Source organism: Mycolicibacterium rutilum (assembly GCF_900108565.1).
Lineage (GTDB): Bacteria > Actinomycetota > Actinomycetes > Mycobacteriales > Mycobacteriaceae > Mycobacterium > Mycobacterium rutilum.
Genome location: NZ_LT629971.1, coordinates 5,943,615 through 5,963,710 on the forward strand (window position 1 = coordinate 5,943,615; position 20,096 = coordinate 5,963,710).

Sequence of the window (20,096 nt, forward strand, 5' to 3'; positions counted from 1 at the left end):
TTCCTCCTGCGCAGCCGGGGTGTCGATCGCGGCGTGCGAATGGGGCTGGATTCGACCAGCGTCGTGGTTAAGTCGTGTGCGGACCCCCGTCAAGCGCGCAGCCTGCAGAGTTACCCGCCAAACAGTCTACGAGAGTAACAGTTGGGGCCCAGTAGCTCCGCATCCCGCCAAATGCTCCGCGCTCACAGGGCCTTCCCAGCACGGGAACATACCGTGGCACCCATCTCGTTATATGCCCTAAGTAATGATGGACAGGAGCTGGGAATGGCACGCACGGACAACGACACCTGGGACCTCGCCTCGAGCGTGGGAGCCACGGCGACCATGGTCGCGGCGGCTCGCGCGGTCGCAAGCATCGGCGAGGACGCCCTGATCTCCGATCCCTACGCCGAGCCGCTGGTGCGCGCGGTCGGGGTGGACTTCTTCACCCGGCTGGCGTCCGGGGAGCTCAAGATCGAGGACCTCGACACCGATAACGCATCGATGGGCATGGCCCGGATGACCGACAACATGGCCGTGCGGACGCGGTTCTTCGACGAGTTCTTCACCGAGGCCGGCCGCGCGGGCATCCGCCAGGCCGTGATCCTCGCGTCAGGCCTCGACGCCCGCGCGTACCGGCTGTCCTGGCCGGCCGGGACGACCGTCTACGAGATCGACCAGCCCGAGGTGATCGAGTTCAAGACGACGACGCTGGCCGGGCTGGGCGCCAAGCCGACCGCCGAACTGCGCACCGTCGCGATCGACCTGCGCTACGACTGGCCCGCGGCGTTGACGGCAGCGGGCTTCGACCCGGCTCAGCCGACGGCGTGGAGCGCCGAGGGACTGCTCGGCTACCTGCCGCCGGACGCGCAGGACAAGCTGCTCGACACCATCTCCCAGCTGAGTGCACCGGGCAGCCGGGTCGCCGTCGAGAGCGGGCCGACCGCGATCGACGAGGCCGATCGCGACAAAGCCATCGCCCGGATGCAGGAGGCCTCGCAGCGGTGGCGCGAGCACGGCTTCGATCTCGACTTCGCCGAGCTGGTTTATCTCGGCGAGCGCAACGAGGCGGGTACCTACCTCGAAGACCGCGGCTGGCAGCTCACCCGGCGCACCGTGCAGGAGTTGCTGGTCGCCAACGGCCGGCCGCCGCTGCCCGAGGACGACGAGCTCGGCAACTTCGCCGAGCTCCAGTACGTCACCGGGATACTCGGGTCATGACCCGCACGGACTCGGACAGCTGGGACCCGGCCACCAGCGTGGGCTCCACGGCGACGATGGTCGCCGCGGCCCGCGCGCTGGCCAGCCGCGAGCCGGACCCGCTGTTCGACGACCCGTTCGCCGCTCCCCTGGTGCGCGCGGTCGGCGTGGAGTTCTTCACGCGTCTGGTGGACGGCGACGTCGAGATCAAGGACATCGACGGCGCGGGGGCCGACTTCATGGCCGAGCTGATCGCGGTGCGGACCCGGTTCTTCGACGACTTCTTCATGGCGGCGGCGGCGGCCGGTGTGCGGCAGGCGGTGATCTTGGCGTCCGGGCTCGACTCCCGCTCGTACCGGCTGCCGTGGCCGGACGGCACCATCGTCTACGAGATCGACCAGCCGCAGGTCATCGAGTTCAAGACCACGACGATGTCGTCGCTGGGCGCCGCGCCGGTCGCCGAGCTGCGCACGGTCGGTGTCGACCTGCGGGACGACTGGCCGAAAGCGTTGCGCGACAGCGGTTTAGACCCGACGCAGCCGACGGCGTGGAGTGTCGAGGGGTTGTTGATCTACCTGCCGCCCGATGCGCAGGACCGGCTGTTCGACGACATCACCGCACTCAGCGCCGCGGGCAGCAGGGTCGCGACCGAATACCACCCGGACGCGGCCGCCACCATCGGCCAGCGCAGCAAGGCGATCAGCCGGCAACTCGGCGACGATGGCGCCCACGTCGACATCGCCGACCTGTTCTACCCCGGCGAGCGCCACCACGTCGCCGACTATCTGGAAGAGCGGGGGTGGCAGGTGTCGACCAGGAAGCGGCCCGAGCTGTACACCCAGTACGCGCGCGAGTTCCCCGACAGCGATCTGCTTGCCCCCATGCGTGATTCCCTCGCGATCATCGCGACCCGACAGGAGGATCAGGATGGCCCGCACTGACAACGACACCTGGGATCTGGCCTCCAGTGTCGGATCGACCGCGACCATGGTCGCCGCGCAGCGTGTGCTCAGTACGCGCGAAGGGCTGATCGACGACCCGTACGCCGAACCGTTGGTACGGGCGGTCGGACTGGATTTCTTCGTCCGCGCACTCGACGGCGAGGTGAACCTCGACGACATCGACCCGCGCTTCAACACCCGCCGCGCGGCCGAGGGCATGGCGGTGCGCACGCGCCACTTCGACGGCTTGTTCGCCGACGCCGCGCGCGACGGTGTACGGCAGGCGGTGATCCTGGCGTCCGGCCTCGACGCGCGCGCGTACCGGTTGCCGTGGCCTGCCGGGACGACGGTGTTCGAACTGGACCAGCCGGAGGTCATCGCGTTCAAGACCCAGACGCTGGCCCAGTTGGGCGCCGAGCCGACGGCGGACCGTCGCGCGCTGGCGGTCGACCTGCGCGACGACTGGCCGAAGGTGCTGCTGGACAGCGGGTTCGACCCAACCCAGCCCACCGCCTGGATCGCCGAGGGGCTGCTGATCTATCTGCCGCCGGAGGCGCAGGACCTGTTGTTCGATCGGATCGACGAGCTCAGCGCGGCGGGCAGCCGGGTGGCCTGCGAGCACATCCCCGACGTCAGCATGTTCGCCGACGAGCGGTCGCAGGAGATCGCCGCACGGCTGAAGGCCTACGGCCACGACATCGAGATGGGTGAGCTGATCTACCACGGCGAGCGCAACGACGTCGTCGACTATCTGAGCGCGCGCGGTTGGGACGTCACGACGCAGAAGATGCCGGACGCCTACGCCGCCAACGGTTTCACGTTCGACGAGAGCACCACGATCGGCTTGTTCAGCGACATGTCCTACCTGTCGGCGGTGAAGCGCTAGAAGCGGTAGTCCCCCAGCCACAGTGCGCTCACCCCGGTGAGCGACCGCTCGGCGTGGCCGACCATCTGCGCGATCGACCGGCCGAACAGCGCGCCGAGCGCATCCGGCAGCGACGCGGCCGCCGGCTGCGACGACGGCTTGGGCCGCAACCGGTCCATCAAGGACGACCCCGGATAGTTCACGATGCGGACCTCGGCGTCGGGCTCCAGACCGGACAGCACCTTGGCCCGCGTCACCGCGGTGCGCAGACCACCGAGATGGTCGACGAGCCCACGCTCGCGGGCATCGGCGCCCGTCCACACCCGGCCGCGCGCGATGGCGTCGACGTCGGCGACGCTCATGTCGCGTCCCTCGGCCACCCGCTCGATGAAGTCGGTGTAGAACAGATCGGCCTCAGCTTCGACGTGCGCGTGCTGCTCGTCGGTGAACGGCGCGTTGGCCGACCAGGCGTCGGCGTTCGGGTTGGTGCGCACCGCGTCGGAGCCGACGCCCAACCGGTCCTTGAGCTCGCGGGCGACCAGCTTGCCCGTCACCACACCGATCGACCCGGTGATGGTGCCGGGATTGGCGACGATCTCGTCGGCGCTCATCGACACGTAGTAGCCACCCGACGCGGCGACCGCGCCCATCGACGCGACCACCTTCTTGCCCTTGGCGCGGATCCGATTGACCTCGCGCCAAACGGTTTCCGATCCGGTGACCGATCCGCCGGGGCTGTCCACCCGCAACACGATCGCCGACACGTCGTCGTCGGCGGCCGCCTCACGCAGCGCCGCGGCGATGGTGTCACCGCCGGCACTCGAACTGCCCAGCGGCAGCGGCTGCGGCCCGCCCCGGCCGCTGACGATCGGACCGTGCAGCGTCACCACCGCGATCGTCGGCTTGCCCTTGCGTCCCGGCAGCGACGGCATCGGCGGCGAAGGGCGGTCGGCGGCGGCCTTGGCGTACCGCGACAGGTACAGCCGGGGCGGCGCGTCGTCGGAGTCCGCGTCGAAGGTGTCGGACGTGCCGACGGGGGCGCCCGCGAGTTCGGCGATCCGTGCGTACGCCTCGTCGCGGAAACCGATGCGGTCGATCAGGCGGCCGGCGACGGCGTCGTCGCGCAGCAGCGGCGCCTTGTCGGCGAGCGCGTCGACCTCCTCCGGCGCGATGTGCCGCGACTCGGCGACGGCCTCGAGCACCTGGGCGTGCAGGCTGGTGATCAACCGCTCGTCGGCCTCGCGGTGCGCGTCGGTGTAGCGGTCCTGGGTGAAAAGGTTTGCCGCCGACTTGTATTCGCCGCGCGCGATGAACTGCGCCTCGATGCCGGCCTTGTCCAGCGCGTCGCGCAGGAACAGCGCGTTGGTGGCGAACCCGATCAGCCCGACCGTGCCCGACGGTTGCATCCACACCTCACGGAACGCCGACGCCAGGTAGTACGACAGCGTGCCCGGGTAGGTCTCGGCCCATGCCAGCGACGGTTTGGCGTCGCTGAACGCCGCGATGGCCGACCGCAACTCCTGCACCGGACCGGCGGACGCGGCGGGGATCTGCACCTTCGCGATGAGCCCGGCGACCCTCGGGTCCTCGGCGGCCCGGTGGATCGCGGCGACGGCCTCACGCAGCAGCAGCGGACGGCCGGCGCCGGTCAGCAGCGCGAACGGGTCGAACCCACCGGTCTCGTTGGGCACCGCCTGCAGGTCGAGTTCGAGCACGCAGCCGTCGGGCACACCGTGGTGCCGGGCGGTGTCGACGCGGCGCACCAGCGCGCGCAGGTCGTCGGGACCGGGGATGCCGGGCAGGAAAGCGAACATGCAGCGAGCCTACCGACGGTTCACACCGACTCCTCGGCGTCGGCGAGGACCGGGCACAGCGAACGCGCCTACGGTGGTCCGGTGAGGTTCTCCATCTCGTTGCCCCAGCGGGTCGCCGACGGTTTCGACGCCGCGGGCACCCGCGACTATCTGATCCGCGCCGAGGAACTCGGTTTCGAGGGCGTCTGGACGCTGGAGCAGACCATCGGCCCGTCGCCGTTGGTGGCGCCGCTGGAGCTGTTGTCCTGGGCGGCCGCACACACCGAACGCCTGCGCCTCGGGGTCGCGGTGCTGGTGACGTCGCTGCACGATCCGCTGCAGCTGGCGTCGGCGGTGACGGCGGTCGATCAGCTCAGCCACGGCCGCCTCGACCTCGGCGTCGCGCCCGGCGGCGGCACCCGCAAGTTCGCCGCCTTCGGAGTCGACGCCGACACGTTCGTCGCCAACTTCACCGAAGGCCTGGCGTTGATGAAGGCCGCGTGGTCCGACGAACCGAAGGTGACGTTTCACGGCCGCTTCCGCGACGTCGAGGCGCTGCCGATCCAGCCCAAGCCGGTGCAGCGGCCGCATCCGCCGATCTGGTTCGGCGCCAACGCTCCTCGCGCCATCGCCCGGGCGGTGCGGCTGGGTGACGCGTTTCTGGGTGCCGGTTCGTCGAGCACCGCCCAGTTCACCGCCGCCGTGCAGACGGTGCGACGCGAACTCGACGAACAAGGCAAGGACGCAACGCGATTCCCGATCGGCAAGCGGGTATACCTGATGGTCGACGACGACGCTGCGCGCGCCCGCGAACGGGTGCTGGCCGGTCTGCGGCGCATCTATGGTTCGATGGCGGGCATCGAGACGGTGCCGGTGGCGGGCACGCCCGCCGACGTCGTGCGGGGACTGCGCGAGGTCATCGACGCCGGCGCGCAGACGGTGCTCCTCAACCCCGTCGGCGAGAACGTCGCCGAGGACCGCGAACAGATGGAACGCCTGGCCGCCGAGGTCATCCCGCAGCTTTCCGATTCGCCGAGCGCACGCTTGTGAGCGCGTCGTCTCGGCGTTTACGTACAGAACCGTACGCTCGGCGCAAGGAAGACTAGCGGCCCATGAAGCGGGAGTGCTGCGGGCAGTAGACCGCGACGGCCGCGCGCATCAGCCCCGCCGCCTCCCCGCGGCTCATGCCGCTGGTGGACAGCCGGTTGATCACCCCGCGGACCACGGGCACCGGGTTCACGCTGCCGGCGAGCCCGGTGGTGAGCATGTCGCAGATGCCGTGCCCGAGGGCGGGCAGGTCGACGTCGCCGACCGGGATCTGCAGCGCCGCGACCTGATCGGCGAACCGCGCGTCGTCGTCCTGGGCGTGGGCGGTCGCCGTGCCCGCGGACACCGCCAGACCGGCGGCCACGGCCACGACGGTGAGCCGGCGGAGGAAGGTCATGTGTGCTCCTGAATATTGCGCCTGCGCACTGTAGATCGGGTGGGTCGGGAACGGTGTTACTCGGCCGAACACAAGAGCCCCCACCGGGACACGGCAGGGGCTCTCGGCGCGGCGGTCTAGACCTCGGTCGCAGACCCGCCCGCAGCGGTGATCTTCTCGCGTGCGCTGCCGCTGAACTTGTGCGCGGTGACGTTCACCTTGACGGAGATCTTGCCGTCACCGAGAACCTTCACCAGCGTGTTCTTGCGCACCGCACCGGCGGCCACCAGCTCGTCGACACCCACATCGCCGCCGTTCGGGAACAGCTTGTTGATGTCGCCGACGTTGACCACCTCGTACTCGGTACGGAACCGGTTACGGAAGCCCTTGAGCTTGGGCAGCCGCATGTGGATCGGCATCTGGCCGCCCTCGAACATCACCGGGACGTTCTTGCGGGCCTTGGTGCCCTTGGTACCGCGACCGGCGGTCTTGCCCTTCGAGCCCTCGCCGCGACCGACGCGGGTCTTGGCGGTCTTCGAGCCGGGGGCCGGCTTCAGGTCGTGCAGTTTGATGACGCTCATTTGACTTCCTCCACCTCGACGAGGTGATGCACAGTGTTGATGAGCCCGCGCGTCTGCGCGTTGTCCTCACGGACGACGGACTGGCGGATCTTGCGCAGTCCCAACGACCGCAGGCTCTCCCGCTGCTTCCAGCGCGCACCGATGGTGCTGCGCACCTGGGTGATTTTCAGCTCTGCCATGGTTACGAAGACCCTTCACGTGCGGCCGACGCGGCGAGCGCCTCGGCCTCCCGCCGCGCCCGCAGCATGCCGGCAGGCGCGACATCCTCGATCGGCAGCCCACGCCGGGCCGCAACCTCTTCGGGACGCTGCAGCAGCTTCAGCGCGGCAACGGTGGCGTGCACCACGTTGATCGCGTTGTCGCTGCCCAGCGACTTGGCCAGGATGTCGTGCACGCCTGCGCACTCCAGCACCGCACGGGCGGCGCCACCGGCGATCACACCGGTACCGGGGCTGGCCGGACGCAGCATCACGACACCGGCGGCGGCTTCGCCCTGCACCGGGTGGGTGATGGTGCCGCCGATCAGCGGAACCCGGAAGAAGTTCTTGCGTGCTTCCTCGACGCCCTTGGCGATGGCGGCCGGAACTTCCTTGGCCTTGCCGTAGCCGACGCCGACCATGCCGTTGCCGTCGCCGACGATCACCAGCGCGGTGAAGCTGAACCGGCGGCCACCCTTGACCACCTTGGAGACGCGGTTGATCGAGACGACGCGCTCGAGGTAGTTGCTCTTGTCGCCGCCGTCGCGGCCGCCACGGCCGCCGCGGTCGTCGCGCCGGCCACGCCCGCCGCGGTCATCGCGCGAGCCACGGCTGTCCGGGGGGCCGCCGGCAGTTGCCTGTTCGGCCATCATGCAGTCCTTCCGTTGAAAGTCATGGTCATCAGAATTTCAGCCCGCCTTCGCGCGCCGCGTCGGCCAGCGCCGCGATCCGTCCGCCGTAGGTGTACCCACCGCGGTCGAACACGACGGAGTCGATGCCTGCGGCCTTTGCGCGCTCGGCGATCAGCTGACCGACCCGCACGCTCTGGGCTTTCTTGTCACCGTCGACCGCACGCACGTCGGCCTCGATCGAGGACGCGGCCGCCACCGTGGTGCCGTTGAGGTCGTTCACCAGCTGCACGTGGATGTGCCGCGACGAACGGTTGACCACCAGGCGCGGCACCTCGGCCGTGCCGGAGATCTTCTTGCGGAGCCGGGCGTGCCGACGCAACCGCGAGACCCGCCGGGTCTCGGAGATGTTCTGGCCCACGGCCTTCCGCGCTGGGGACTCAGTCTTTGCAGCCATTACTTACCTGTCTTTCCGACCTTGCGGCGGATCTGCTCACCCTCGTAGCGAATGCCCTTGCCCTTGTAGGGATCGCTCTTACGGAGGCGGCGGATGTTGGCCGCGACCTGGCCGACCTTTTGCTTGTCGATGCCGGAGATCGAGAACTTCGTCGGCGTCTCGACCGCGAACGTGACACCCTCGGGCGCCGTGATGACGACCGGGTGGCTGTAGCCCAGCGCGAACTCCAGGTTGGAGCCCTTGAGCTGGACGCGGTAACCGACGCCGAAGATCTCCATCTTGGTGGTGTAGCCCTCGGTGACACCGGTGATGAGGTTGGCCACCAGCGTGCGCGACAACCCGTGCAGCGAACGGCTGCGCCGCTCGTCGTTGGGACGCGTCACCACGATGGCGCCGTCGTCGTCACGCGCCACCCGGATCGGCTCTGCCACCGCGAGTTCCAGGGTGCCCTTGGGCCCCTTGACCGACACGTTCTGACCGGTGATCGAGACGTCGACCCCGCTGGGGACCGCGACCGGCTGCTTTCCAATACGCGACATATCTCTAGCTCTCCCTCTCGCCTACCACACGTACGCGAGGACTTCGCCGCCCACGCCCTCTTGGGCTGCCTGGCGGTCGGTCCGGAGGCCGGACGACGTGGAGATGATCGCCACGCCGAGGCCGCCGAGAACCCGCGGCAGGTTGGTGGATTTCGCGTACACCCGCAGACCGGGCTTGGACACGCGGCGCAGGCCGGCGATGCTCCGCTCGCGGCTGGGGCCGTACTTCAGTTGCACGACGAGCGACTTGCCGACGCGAGCATCCTCGGTGCGGTAGTCGGAGATGTAGCCCTCTTTCTTCAAGATCTCGGCGATGTTGGCCTTGATCTTGGAGTGGGGCAGCGTCACCTCATCGTGGTACGCCGAATTGGCGTTGCGCAGACGTGTCAAGAAGTCTGCGATCGGGTCCGTCATGGTCATGACAGCCGGCTCACCTTTCTCGCGGTGGTTCCCAGCTCCAAAGCCTGGAGTCGGGCCTGCCGCAACCTGTTTGGTTGGTCTGGTCGGTTGGGCTGGATTACCAGCTGCTCTTCTGCACACCGGGCAGTTCGCCCGCGTGCGCCATTTCGCGCAGGCAGATCCGGCACAGGCCGAACTTGCGGAACACAGCGTGCGGGCGTCCGCAGCGCTGGCAGCGGGTGTAGGCGCGCACCTTGAACTTCGGCTTCTTGTTGGCCTTGTTGACCAGTGCCTTCTTTGCCATTACTCAGTTCTCCTTGAACGGAAAGCCCAGCGCCCGCAGCAGCGCTCGTCCTTCGTCGTCGGTCGTCGCCGAGGTGACGACAGTGATGTCCATGCCACGGGGACGGTCGATGGAGTCCACGTCGATCTCGTGGAACACCGACTGTTCGGTGAGCCCGAAGGTGTAGTTGCCGGTCCCGTCGAACTGCTTGGGCGACAGGCCGCGGAAGTCGCGGATACGCGGCAGCGCGATGGAGATCAGCCGGTCGAGGAACTCCCACATCCGGTCGCCGCGCAGCGTGACGCGGGCGCCGATGGGCATGCCCTCGCGAAGCTTGAACTGCGCGATGGACTTACGCGCCCGGCGGATCTCCGGCTTCTGGCCGGTGATCAGCGCGAGGTCGTTGACCGCACCGTTGATCAGCTTCGCGTCGCGGGCGGCGTCGCCGACGCCCATGTTGACGACGACCTTGACCACGCCGGGGATCTGCATGACGTTGGCGTAGCCGAACTCCTTGAGCAGGGCGTCGCGGATCTCTTCGCGGTAGCGCTGCTTCAGGCGCGGCAGAGTCTTTTCAGCTGTAGTCATGTCAGTTGATGTCCTTGCCGTTGGTCTTGGCGATGCGGACCTTCTTGCCGGTCTCATCGTCAATGCGGAAGCCGACGCGGGTGGGCTTGCCGTCGGAGTCGACGACCATCACGTTGGAGACGTCGATCGGCGCCTCCTGGGTGACGATGCCGCCGGACTGTGCGCCGCGTTCGTTGCTCGACACCGCGGTGTGCTTCTTGATCCGGTTCACGCCCTCGACGAGGACCTTGTTGCGGGTCGGGTAGGCGACCAGCACCTTGCCCTTGGCGCCCTTGTCCTTACCGGAGATGACCAGAACCGTGTCGCCCTTGTGGACCTTCATCTACAACACCTCCGGAGCGAGCGAGACGATCTTCATGAAGCGCTTCTCGCGCAGTTCCCGGCCGACCGGCCCGAAGATGCGCGTGCCGCGCGGGTCGTTGTCGGCCTTGATGATGACGGCGGCGTTCTCGTCGAACTTGATGTAGCTGCCGTCGGCGCGGCGGCGCTCCTTGACGGTGCGCACGATGACGGCCTTGACCACATCGCCCCGTTTGACGTTGCCGCCCGGGATGGCGTCCTTGACGGTCGCCACGATGACATCGCCGATGCCGGCATAGCGCCGCGACGAGCCGCCGAGCACGCGGATGCACAAGATCTCCTTGGCACCCGTGTTGTCGGCGACCTTCAGCCGCGATTCCTGCTGAATCACTCGATCTCCTCAACCTAGCCCCGGGTCGCTGGCGCTCCTGCCCCACCGGGACGACCTGGTTTCTGTATGCACGCCAGATTCCGACCTGGACGTGCGCGGTCTTGCTGTCACCGAAGAGCACGCGGGGCCTGCCGCACGCGGCCGGCCGAGGTCTGCCCAAGGCAACTGCTTGAGTCTATGGGACGACCTGCAGGAAGCCAAATCACTCGGCCCGTTCCGCGAGCGTGCGGGTCTGCCCACGACACGCCGCGGATTTCCGGCATCTCATGCACGCTCGCAGGATTCTCGGCGGCCTGTCGTGCGCCAACCCGCACGATCGCGCCAAAAGTGCAGGTCAGGAGGGTATCGCGACGGAGAAGTCGTCGAGCAACGGCGAGGTCAGCGGGTCGAAGTCAGAGGTGCGCACCGGCGCCTCCACGTGCACCGCGACCAGATAGGCCGTCTCACCGGTGGGAATGTGGGCGATCCGGTCGCCGAACGTGACGGCCCGCTGCGGCGACTCCGACCAGGATCCGAGCAGTTTCTGACCGCTGTAGCCGCACAGGTCGCCGGGCAGCACGCTGACGCTGCTCACCGTGGAGGCGCCCAGCGCGTCATCGGCGTACTGCTCGAACGCCGCACCGGGATCCAGCGGCGTGCGCCGGATGGTGACCGTCGCGGTCTCCCCGTCGGGACCGGTCAGCCGCGCGCCCACGTCCCCGTCACCCGCACTGGTCGACCAGCCGGTCGGCAGCGCCACCGTGATCTTGGGCGCCGCGGGGTCGTCGATGGACGCGGTGACGCCGACCGGCGGCGGTTCGTCGGGCGCACAGGTGGCGCCGGCGGGCGCAGGGGCCGCGGTGGGGACGACGCCCGGTTGCTCGCCGGCTTCGACGACGGCCGGCGGTCCCGGGATCGGGCGTGCACTCGACGACGGCGCCGCGCTTCCCGCGATGACACCCTGCCCGGCGACCGGCGTCCCCGCCACGGTGTTCGCGCACGCCGACAGCACGGCGCACCCGATCGCCGCGCACGTCAGCGCAACCCGAATCACTCTGCCCTCCAGGTAGTTTCAGTCCCTCGCGAAAGCTCGCGCGAACTCCTTTTCGACGTCGACGTAGGGCTTGCCGGAGACGTCGACGTTCACCTTCGCGATCGTGCCGCCGGTGAACGGGAACGGCGCCTTGTACGCGCGCGAGACGGGCGATCCGGTGTTGCGCCCGACACTGAGCGCCGCCGACGCGAGCCCGAATGTGGCGGGCAGCGTGCGCATTCCGGACAGCGTCGCGACCTGCTGGTCGTCGATGTAGAGCGCGGTGTCGCCGACGGGCGTGTGGCTGCCCTCCGCCGTCCCGGTGCGCTGGAACGCGACGCCGAAGGTGTGCTTGCCCAACGGGACCGCTTCCGACGACGACAGCGTCTGCTCCTCCTCGCCGAGGAAGTTGTACACGTAGTGCAGCCGGCCGTCCTGGCAGAACAGCACGTGCCCGCCGTGGGCGCCGCCGTGTTTGATGACCACACCCTCGGCGCCGGGGCTGTCGATGGTCACCTCGGCGATGAGCGCGAACGACCGGCCCTGCAGTTCGACCGATGCGCCGGCACCGAGGTCGGCCGTGCCCGGGTAGTACGTGTACGAGTCGCGGTCCCCCGCCAGATGGGGACGCCACCGCCCGAGCGTCTCGAGCATGTTGAGGTCGCCCAGCGGCAGCCCGTTGTAGCGTTCGGCCTCGGCGAACCACAGCGCCTTGAGTTCTTCGAGTTTGTCCGGGTGCTCGGCAGCGAGGTCGTGGCACTGGCTGCGGTCGGCCTCGATGCGGAACAGTTCCCAGCGATCCTTGTCGAAGTGCGACCAGCCCGCCGGCGACGCGGCGTGCACGGCGCTGGCGAACCAGCCGTCGTGCCAGATCCCGCGGGTACCGAGCATCGTGTAGAACTGCGTGTGTTTGTCGGTCTGCGCCGACGAATCCTCCAGCGCAGCTTTGAAACTCACCCCGTCCAGCGGCTTCTGCGGGACGCCGCGCACCGTTTCGGGCGGGGTGATGCCCAGCAGCTCGTACACCGTCGGAGTGACGTCGCAGACGTTGACGTAGTTGTCGCGCACCTCACCGTGAGCGGCAATGCCGTTGGGCCAGCTGATGATCGCGGGATCGGCGATGCCGCCCTCGTGCGAGGCGTAGCGCTTGTAGAGCTTGTAGGGCGTGTTGAACGCCATCGCCCAGCCGATCGGATAGTGGTTGTAGGTTTCGGGGCCGCCGAGGTTGTCGATCAGCTTGAGGCTCTCCTCGACGGTGTCGATGTATCCGTTGAAGAACTTCACCTCGTTCACCGAGCCGTTCGGCCCGCCTTCGCCGCTGGCGCCGTTGTCGGAGATCACGACGATGATCGTGTTGTCCAGCTGGCCGGATTCCTCGAGATAGTCGATGACGCGGCCGATCTGGGCGTCGGTGTAGGACAGGAAACCGGCGAACACCTCGGCCATCCGGGCGAACAGCCGCTGCTCCTCGTCGCTCAGCGAGTCCCAGGGCCGCACGGTGTCCTGCTGCGGCCAGGGTTCTCCGTTGGGCCCCTGCACATCCCGGTAGGGGTTGACCTCTGACAGCTGAGTGTCGGGCGGGACGATGCCGAGTTTCTTCTGGTTCTCCAGCACGATCTCGCGATACCGCTCGTAGCCCATGTCGAACGTGCCCGCGTAGCGGTCGGCCCAGTCCTTGAAGACGTGGTGCGGTGCGTGTCCGGCGCCGGGGCAGACGTAGGAGAACCAGGGCTTGTCCGGCGCGATCACCTTCGCGTCGCGGATGAATTCGATCGTCTTGTCCGCAAGGTCCGACGACAGGTGGTATCCGTCCTCCGGCGACGCCGGCGGAGCAACCGGGTGGTTGTCGTAGACCAGTTCCGGATACCACTGGTCGGTCTCCCCGCCCATGAACCCGTAGAACCGCTCGAAGCCCCGTGACAGCGGCCAGTGCCGTTTCGTGGAAGCGAGGTTGGATTCCTCGATCGGCGTCAGGTGCCACTTGCCGATGCAGTAAGTGTTGTAACCGTTTTCGGCCAGCACCTCCGGCAGCAGGGCGGTGTCGAACGGGATGCGGCCGTTGAAACCCGGGAAGCCGTCGGTGAATTCCTCGATGGTCGCCATGCCGACGGTGGTCGGGTTGCGGCCGGTCAGCAGCGACGCGCGCGTCGGTGAGCACAGCGCGGTGGTGTGGAACTGCGACAGCCGCACTCCGCGCTCAGCGATGCGGCTCATCGTCGGCATCTCGACCAGCCCACCGAAGCAGTCCCAGGTGGCGATGCCGATGTCGTCCCACACGAGATACAGCACGTTGGGCGCACCCTCGGGGGCGGTCGGCGCCGCGTAGGGTCCCCAGTCCGGTTCCGAGTCACGGATGTCCAGTTCGATCTTGCCGTTGAATTCGGTTGCCATACCGTCCTCGTCCTGACGCGCGTCGCCGTTGACCTGATCTTGGCCCGCAATCTACACCGGTCTCGTCGCCGCGAGCTGACGAATTGACGACGATGCAGTTAACCGGGCGCCTGTTCAGCCACCACTGCACGGCGGTCAGCGGCACGAGCCACCCCAGCCAGCCACCCAGGCCGGCCACGAACCACAGGTAATGCTCCTCGTTGCCGCCAAAGATGCTGTCGCGCAGCGGATAGCACATCATGAACAGCACCGGCGCCCAGATGCGGTTGGTGATGATCGACAGCGCGAGCGTCGCGCTGCGCACCATGTGCCGGCGGTGATCGGACACCCGACCAGAGCGGATGGCGCGGTAGCCGGCGACTGTGAACCACAGCCACAGCACCGCGAGGACGACGTTGCTCACCGCGAGCAGCGGGCCGAACGGGGTCAAGGCGCCGATGACCACCGCCGAGAGCGCGGCCGGCACAGCGGTTACGACGTAGACGCGTCCGGAGCGGCGATGCAGCACCCGGTGGCGGGCGCGCAGCCCGGGCCAGATCTGCACGACGGCGGCGACCGTCGCGATGCTGCCGAGCGCTACGTGCCCGACCAGCAGCGGGTAATGCCACGCGAACGTGGCAGGGACCCGGGTCCCGCCGGTGAGGTAGGGCGGCAGCGAGTAGGCGAGAAAGCCGCCCACCACCACGGCCAGAGCGGCGGCCCAGCGCATTGCGTATGTCATACGCACAAAGCGTACGCCATACGCACGCAACCGCCCAGTGGGCTAGGCTCGGCGGCGATGAGCGAACCACTCCCCCGCGCGCTGGAGATCCTCTGGCGCGAGCCCGCGGGCTCCGGCCGATCGGCCGGGTTGAGCAGGGACCGGATCGTGCGCACGGCCGTCGACCTGGCCGACGAGGCCGGCCTGGCCGCGCTGTCGATGGCCCGGCTCGCCGACCGCCTCGGATGCGGGACCATGTCGCTGTATCGACACGTCGCGAACAAGGACGAGCTGCTGACCTTCATGCTGTCCGAGGCGGTCGGCGCGCCCCCGTCTATCGACCCGGCCAATTGGACTGCGGCGCTGACGGATTGGGCCTTCGGTTTATGGGAGGTGTACCACCGGCATCCCTGGATCCTGCAGGCGGGCGCCGCCGGGCCGCCCGCGGACCCCGGGCAGCTGGCCTGGTTGGACGCGGGACTCGCGGCACTCGAACGGACCGGTCTCACCGAGCGCGACAAGCTCGCCGCGGTGATGGCCGTCCTGCACTTCACCCGCGGCGCGGCCGCCCTGGACCTCGAGGCCGCCAACACCGACTGGCCGGAGTATCCGGCGCTGCTGCGCCGGCTCGTCGAGGAGGACCGCTTCCCGGCGGTTGCCACCGCGCTGCGTGCCGGCGTCTTCGACCGCGCGGACGGCGATCCGCTGGCCGAGTTCCGCGCCGGCCTGGGTCAGCTGCTCGGCGGCATCGCCACCAGGGCTGCCCGCTAGCTTTCCGGCACGGGCTCGTTGACCCGGTACAGCCGCCAATTCGGTTGACTGTCACCGTCGTTGGGGATCTCGAGCTCCAGCGTCGCGATGTCGGCGCCGTTGTCGTAGAGCGTCGGATACCGCACGTTGAGCGCATCGGAGACACCGCGACCGGTCGGCGGCACGGAGAGCAGGTACTCGACGCCCTGGCCCACCGGGTCGTTGAGCAGCGCGGTGAAGTCCGGGTCCGACGGCACGACGAAGGTCTTCGGCCGTGTCGAGGCCGCCACCACCGCGAACCCGTAGACCGTGTCGGTGATCACCGAGCTGTCCGGCAAACCGAGACCGTCGAGGTAGCGGGCGATCTCGCGCTCGGTGGAAAACGTTGCCGCCACCCGCCGTTCGACGGCCCGCCGGTCGGAGACGTCGCCGGGGTCGGGCGCCAGCACCGCGGCCGACGCGTACTCCTGCGGCGCGTACTTCGGCAGGCTCATCCCCCACGCCGCGGCCGGGACGGTGACGGCGAAGACCACCGCGACCGGCGCGTAGGCGGGCCACCCGCGGCGCCGTGGCGGCTCCGCCGGCGCGGGCGGTGCGTGCCGGCCCGGCCGCTTGAAGGTCACGTAACCGCGTTCGGGCACCGCCAGCATCGCCAGGCACGCCGCGAACGGGATCGCCGCGATGTAGAACCGCAGAAACGGGAACGTCGACCCGGAAGCGTAGCTGTAGGCCTGAAACGCCAGCACGCCGCCGTAGAGCGCGAGCGGGATGATCAGCGTCGGCCAGTAGGGCCTGCGCAGCCGGAGGATCCCCGCCCAGATCGCCAGCGGGATCAACGTCGGCGCCAGCAGCATCACGCAGGTGGCCGCGAACACCACGCCGCCACCGAAATCGACGGTCGGAGTGCCGGATTGCTGCAGGATCGCGGCGTTGCCGTACTGGGACGTGAACTGCGCGAAGGGTTCGCCGGTAATCAGCCAGCTGGCCACCGCCCACCCCAGGAACGACGCCAGACCCGGTCCGCTGACCAGCAGCAGGTCCAACAGGGCGCGGCGCAGCCGCGGCGCCTTGCGGGCCCGTCGGTAGGTGGTGACGCCGACGATGACCCCGGCGGCCGCGATGCACGCCACCGCGTCGTAGCGGGTGAGGTAGGACAGTGCCATCGCGATCCCGCCCGCCGCGATCAGGTGGTGGACGTCGTCGTCGATCATCCACATGGTCAGCCGCCGCACGGCCCAGGTGATGAAGAACAGGAACGGCGCCTCGCTCATCCCGTTGGAGCCGTAGAACACGATCATCGGATTGAGCGCGAACAGCACCGTGATCGCGATGATGTAGGCGCGCGGCAGTTTCCGGTCGGTGCCCATGCTCAGCACCTGCACCACGCACCCGGCCATGAACACCGCCGACATGATCGACCCCGCGAACGCGCGCGCGGTCAGATCCGGCCACAGCGGGCTGAGCAGCACCGCGGGTATCTGCAGCATCGCGGTCAGCGGCGTGAAGATGAACCCGATCGCGGCCAGATGCGGGTCGCGGCTGAACAACACGCTCTGCGCGGCGGACACCCGCGACAGCGCGTCGCCCAGGATGAACCCGTTGTCGACCTGCAGCCAGTAACCGACGGCGACGTACACCAGAAACGACGCCGTGAACGCCACCACCTTGAGGCGATGGTCCGAGACCCCGGTCATGGCGTCGCGTCCAGATCCTCGTCCGGTTGGCTGCTCAACCCGTGAAAGGTCTTCTCCCAGTACGACGGGTTGCGAATCAGCTGGTAGGTGCCCTTGGCGGCGGCTACGCTCATCATCAACCAGAACAGCGGCACGGTGAGCGCGGGCACCAGCAGGTCGGAGCGGTCGTCCTCGCGCAGCGCGATCAAGTTCATGTACAGGGTCGCGAAGTTGCCCAGGATCAACGCGATCAACGCCGGGAAGTAGATGAACCACGGGAACACCGCGCCGATCGCGGCCGGCTGCCCGAGGAACCACAGGATCGTGATCAACCAGAACGCCAGGTTGAGCACCGCGATGATCGGGGTGCCCGCCAGCACCAGGTTGAACCGCAGGAAGCTGCGAAACCCGATGGTGCGCAGCAGCTTGACCGGGCGGCGGATGTGCACCAGCCAGGTCTGCAGGTAGCCCTTGTACCACCTGGACCGCTGCCGGATCCAGTTGATCGGGTCGCTGTTGGCCTCCTCGAGGGTCTGCGAATCCAGCACCGCCGTGTGATAACCCGACGCCGCGATGCGCAGGCCGAGATCGGCGTCCTCGGTGACGTTGTGCGGATCCCATGCACCGATGTGGTCGAGCACCGAACGTTTGAGGTGATTGGAGGTGCCGCCCAATGGGATCGGCGTGCCGGTCCGCATCATGCCCGGCAGCAGATACCCGAACCACAGCCCGTACTCGGCGGTGAACCATCCGGTCAGCATGTTCTGCCTGCCGTTGTGATACGCGAGTTTGGCCTGCACGCAGGCGATGTCGTCGGGTAGTTCGGCGAAGGCGGCGACCACGCGGCGCAACTGCAGGGGCTCGGGCAGGTCCTCGGCGTCGAAGATCGTCACGATGTCACCGGTGGCGAAGTGCAGCCCGTAGTTGCAGGCCTTGGGTTTGGTGCGCGGGTCGGCGGGCGGCACGAGCAGGATGGTGATCGCCTCGGATTCCTTGCAGCGCCGCGCCGCTTCGATCGTCACATCGTCGTCGGCCTCGAGCAGCAGCAGGACCTGCAGCTTGTCCTTGGGGTACTCGAGACGCGCCATCGCGCCGATGAGATCGTCGACCACCTCTGGTTCGTTGTAGGCGGGCACCAGGATCGTGTAGGGCGGCAGCTCGTCATCGGTGAGCGCGCGGGCCTGCTCGTCGGTGACGGTGATCGGCCGCGCGGCCAGCCCGCGGCGGAAGATCATCACCCGGTCGGCCATCGTCAGCACGTAGCCGAAGGTGCACAGCCCGATCATCGCCACCCCGGTCTGCATCGGGCGCCAGATCGCGAACACCACCACGGCGAGCAGGACGACCGCCAAAAACCCCTTCTGCCAGCCCATCACGGGGATGGCGGCCGAGCGCAGCGGATCGTCGTCGCGCAGTCCGTTGATCGAGCGGTCCAGCGCGTGGTCGCGTTGCTCGTCGGTCAGGGTGTCGATCGTGTACGTCACTGCAGCCGGCCGAGAGGTTGGAGTTGGGCGGCGACCATACCGCGCCCGAACGTGGTGAGCAGATCGACATCCTTGAACGTGGGATTGTCGTCGTTGACGGCGGAGTTGCCGCGGAACAACACGGTGAGCAGCGTGCTCAGCGTCGGCAGCAGTGCGCCGTTGGGCTCCGGGAACGGCGCGCTGTCCTCGTGATTGTCGACGGTGATCAACACGATGCGTTGGGCGCGGTCGCTGTTGCGCCACATCCACTGCAGCATGTTCCAGGTGACCATCAGGTGGTCGTCGACGACGGAGACCATCTCCCCGGTGACGCCGTAGCCGAGGTCGATCCGGCGCGGTGTGCTCAGCCGGGTCGCGGTCGCGTCGTAGAGCACCTTGGTGGGGTACACGTTGAACGAGAACGGCCGGTCGGTGATGACGTTGTCGACCATCACGGTCCTGGGCTTGGCGTCCTTGTCCCACTCGGGGTTTCCCGCGTCGGCGACCATCTGCTGCCGGGTCAGGTACGAGATGCGGCCGTACAGGCGCTGCACCCACGGGTAGATCTCGGTGTCGGCGACGTGGAAACCGGCGGGCGGGTTCAACGGGCCCGAGATCTGCAGCCCGTTGAACTGGGGCGCGGGCGGACTCGTCCAGGCGGGCAGTTTGACGAGCGAGAGCAGTATTGCCACGACAAGTACCAGCGGCAGGGCGCGCACGATCTGGCCGGCGGCGAGCGGTTCGACCTTGCGGTCCATCGGCCGCTTCGGCGCGCCGCGGCGCGCGATGAGGAACATCGCCAGCCCGACGATGGCCGTCGAGAGCAGCGCCGGGACCGCCTGATACACCCACACCGGGGCGTACGGGGTCCACCACGCCATGATCGCGAGCAGGACGAAACCGACGACGTACGCCGAGAAGTAGCCGATCCAGCCGCGCCGGCTGGACCGGCTCACCGCGATACCCGTGGCGGTGGCCGCGATGACCAGGGTGGCCGCCCCAGCCGCAATTCGGTTGCCGCCCAACAAGATCACCATGATGTGGTACGGCAGCGCGAAGATCATCGCCGCGAGCGCCCACACCCAGACGAACCGGCTGACCGGTCGCAGCCCGAACAGGATGATCGCGGAGCTGAGCACGAAGACCCACAGCGCCAGGAAATCGAGCCGGAGCAGGTGGAAGTGCAGCGCGTACCGCTGCAACAGCACCCCGTGCAGCAGCAGCGCGAACACCAACCCCATCGTGCCGAGGATGATGTCGGTCTGCCGGTCGTGGATCGGCAGCTCGGTGCGCGGCTGGCGCGCGACGCCCTGCGCGGCCAGGATCGCCGCGGTCGGGATGATCCAGATGTAGCCGTTGAGTCCGCTGCCGCGGGTGGTCTCCACCAGGCTGCCGAAGCTGTCCCAGAACGCGAACACCGTCAGGACACCGATGAACGACCATCGAAAGATGATGCGCGCGAGGGTGTAACTGCGGTCCTTCTGGGGCGGGGCCGCGGCGGGGGGTTCCGGTTCGGCCTGGGTCGGCGCCGCCATCGTCACA

At 68.4% G+C, this 20,096-nt stretch carries 23 protein-coding genes; 5 read left to right on the forward strand and 18 right to left on the reverse strand.

All coding sequences use genetic code 11. From position 1 onward, the window contains the following. Positions 1-264 precede the first annotated feature (264 nt). Genes BLW81_RS28890 through BLW81_RS28900 form a run of 3 tightly spaced genes read left to right on the forward strand, consistent with a single transcriptional unit; the run spans position 265 to position 3,006 of the window. Entirely contained in the window at positions 265-1,200 is a 936-nt protein-coding gene (locus BLW81_RS28890) for a class I SAM-dependent methyltransferase (protein WP_083410189.1), read from the forward strand. Further along, complete coding sequence (locus BLW81_RS28895) at positions 1,197-2,120, forward strand: SAM-dependent methyltransferase (protein WP_083410190.1); 924 nt, start codon at positions 1,197-1,199, stop codon at positions 2,118-2,120. The genes BLW81_RS28890 and BLW81_RS28895 overlap by 4 nt, the downstream gene beginning before the upstream one ends. Beyond that, on the forward strand, positions 2,107-3,006 hold the full coding sequence (locus BLW81_RS28900; RefSeq protein ID WP_083410191.1) for a class I SAM-dependent methyltransferase: 900 nt from the start codon (positions 2,107-2,109) through the stop codon (positions 3,004-3,006). The genes BLW81_RS28895 and BLW81_RS28900 overlap by 14 nt, the downstream gene beginning before the upstream one ends. On the opposite strand, the gene sppA is transcribed toward BLW81_RS28900, so the two are convergent. Continuing rightward, positions 3,003-4,799 (reverse strand): signal peptide peptidase SppA, encoded by a 1,797-nt coding sequence (gene sppA, locus BLW81_RS28905; RefSeq protein ID WP_083410192.1) that lies wholly within the window; start codon positions 4,797-4,799, stop codon positions 3,003-3,005. The two genes, BLW81_RS28900 and sppA, sit on opposite strands and share 4 nt — an antisense overlap. An 81-nt stretch (positions 4,800-4,880) precedes the next feature. Here sppA and BLW81_RS28910 point away from each other — a divergent pair, with 81 nt between their 5' ends. Beyond that, positions 4,881-5,828 (forward strand): LLM class flavin-dependent oxidoreductase, encoded by a 948-nt coding sequence (locus BLW81_RS28910; RefSeq protein ID WP_083410885.1) that lies wholly within the window; start codon positions 4,881-4,883, stop codon positions 5,826-5,828. A 52-nt stretch (positions 5,829-5,880) separates the two neighbouring features. Here the strand turns inward: BLW81_RS28910 and BLW81_RS28915 are convergent, their stop codons facing one another. The 14 genes from BLW81_RS28915 to BLW81_RS28980 all read right to left on the reverse strand — a co-directional run bounded on the left by BLW81_RS28915 (position 5,881) and on the right by BLW81_RS28980 (position 14,689). Next, entirely contained in the window at positions 5,881-6,222 is a 342-nt protein-coding gene (locus BLW81_RS28915; protein WP_083410193.1) for a DUF732 domain-containing protein, read from the reverse strand. Between the two features lie 116 nt (positions 6,223-6,338). Next, on the reverse strand, positions 6,339-6,782 hold the full coding sequence (gene rplO / locus BLW81_RS28920) for a 50S ribosomal protein L15 (RefSeq protein WP_083410194.1): 444 nt from the start codon (positions 6,780-6,782) through the stop codon (positions 6,339-6,341). Further along, positions 6,779-6,961 carry a 50S ribosomal protein L30 gene (gene rpmD, locus BLW81_RS28925; protein ID WP_083410195.1) on the reverse strand — a complete coding sequence of 61 codons (183 nt, stop codon included), beginning with the start codon at positions 6,959-6,961 and terminating at the stop codon, positions 6,779-6,781. Before rpmD ends, rplO begins: the two co-directional genes overlap by 4 nt. A gap of 2 nt (positions 6,962-6,963) precedes the next feature. After that, positions 6,964-7,629, reverse strand: a complete 666-nt coding sequence (rpsE, locus tag BLW81_RS28930) for a 30S ribosomal protein S5 (protein WP_173839692.1) — start codon at positions 7,627-7,629, stop codon at positions 6,964-6,966. Between the two features lie 31 nt (positions 7,630-7,660). Next, complete coding sequence (rplR, locus tag BLW81_RS28935; protein ID WP_083410197.1) at positions 7,661-8,065, reverse strand: 50S ribosomal protein L18; 405 nt, start codon at positions 8,063-8,065, stop codon at positions 7,661-7,663. Continuing rightward, on the reverse strand, positions 8,065-8,604 hold the full coding sequence (rplF, locus tag BLW81_RS28940; protein ID WP_083410198.1) for a 50S ribosomal protein L6: 540 nt from the start codon (positions 8,602-8,604) through the stop codon (positions 8,065-8,067). The genes rplR and rplF overlap by 1 nt, the downstream gene beginning before the upstream one ends. A 21-nt stretch (positions 8,605-8,625) precedes the next feature. Continuing rightward, the gene (gene rpsH, locus BLW81_RS28945) at positions 8,626-9,024 is read right to left on the reverse strand and encodes a 30S ribosomal protein S8 (protein ID WP_083410199.1); all 399 of its coding nucleotides are present in this window, start codon (positions 9,022-9,024) and stop codon (positions 8,626-8,628) included. A gap of 97 nt (positions 9,025-9,121) precedes the next feature. Continuing rightward, positions 9,122-9,307, reverse strand: coding sequence for a type Z 30S ribosomal protein S14 (locus BLW81_RS28950; RefSeq protein ID WP_059101363.1), 186 nt, complete (start codon positions 9,305-9,307; stop codon positions 9,122-9,124). A gap of 3 nt (positions 9,308-9,310) precedes the next feature. Beyond that, positions 9,311-9,874 (reverse strand): 50S ribosomal protein L5, encoded by a 564-nt coding sequence (gene rplE / locus BLW81_RS28955; protein WP_083410200.1) that lies wholly within the window; start codon positions 9,872-9,874, stop codon positions 9,311-9,313. 1 nt (position 9,875) lies between these two features. Continuing rightward, a complete protein-coding gene (gene rplX / locus BLW81_RS28960) occupies positions 9,876-10,196 on the reverse strand; it encodes a 50S ribosomal protein L24 (protein WP_083410201.1) in 321 nt (106 codons plus the stop codon). Continuing rightward, a complete protein-coding gene (gene rplN / locus BLW81_RS28965; protein ID WP_068246349.1) occupies positions 10,197-10,565 on the reverse strand; it encodes a 50S ribosomal protein L14 in 369 nt (122 codons plus the stop codon). It abuts the gene before it with no gap. Between the two features lie 334 nt (positions 10,566-10,899). Further along, positions 10,900-11,598, reverse strand: a complete 699-nt coding sequence (locus tag BLW81_RS28970; RefSeq protein WP_083410202.1) for a hypothetical protein — start codon at positions 11,596-11,598, stop codon at positions 10,900-10,902. Between the two features lie 18 nt (positions 11,599-11,616). Beyond that, on the reverse strand, positions 11,617-13,968 hold the full coding sequence (locus BLW81_RS28975; RefSeq protein WP_083410203.1) for an arylsulfatase: 2,352 nt from the start codon (positions 13,966-13,968) through the stop codon (positions 11,617-11,619). Then, entirely contained in the window at positions 13,925-14,689 is a 765-nt protein-coding gene (locus BLW81_RS28980; RefSeq protein WP_083410204.1) for a DUF2306 domain-containing protein, read from the reverse strand. The genes BLW81_RS28975 and BLW81_RS28980 overlap by 44 nt, the downstream gene beginning before the upstream one ends. 57 nt (positions 14,690-14,746) lie before the next feature. On the opposite strand from BLW81_RS28980, the gene BLW81_RS28985 reads away from it, so the two are divergent. After that, the gene (locus BLW81_RS28985; RefSeq protein ID WP_083410205.1) at positions 14,747-15,439 is read left to right on the forward strand and encodes a TetR/AcrR family transcriptional regulator; all 693 of its coding nucleotides are present in this window, start codon (positions 14,747-14,749) and stop codon (positions 15,437-15,439) included. On the opposite strand, the gene BLW81_RS28990 is transcribed toward BLW81_RS28985, so the two are convergent. Genes BLW81_RS28990 through BLW81_RS29000 form a run of 3 tightly spaced genes read right to left on the reverse strand, consistent with a single transcriptional unit; the run spans position 15,436 to position 20,089 of the window. Further along, positions 15,436-17,112: an ArnT family glycosyltransferase gene (locus BLW81_RS28990; RefSeq protein WP_083410206.1), complete on the reverse strand. Its 1,677-nt coding sequence runs from the start codon at positions 17,110-17,112 to the stop codon at positions 15,436-15,438. The two genes, BLW81_RS28985 and BLW81_RS28990, sit on opposite strands and share 4 nt — an antisense overlap. Next, positions 17,109-18,575, reverse strand: coding sequence for a glycosyltransferase (locus BLW81_RS28995; RefSeq protein WP_083410207.1), 1,467 nt, complete (start codon positions 18,573-18,575; stop codon positions 17,109-17,111). Before BLW81_RS28995 ends, BLW81_RS28990 begins: the two co-directional genes overlap by 4 nt. Then, positions 18,572-20,089, reverse strand: a complete 1,518-nt coding sequence (locus BLW81_RS29000) for a hypothetical protein (protein ID WP_083410208.1) — start codon at positions 20,087-20,089, stop codon at positions 18,572-18,574. Before BLW81_RS29000 ends, BLW81_RS28995 begins: the two co-directional genes overlap by 4 nt. Positions 20,090-20,096: the final 7 nt, after the last annotated feature.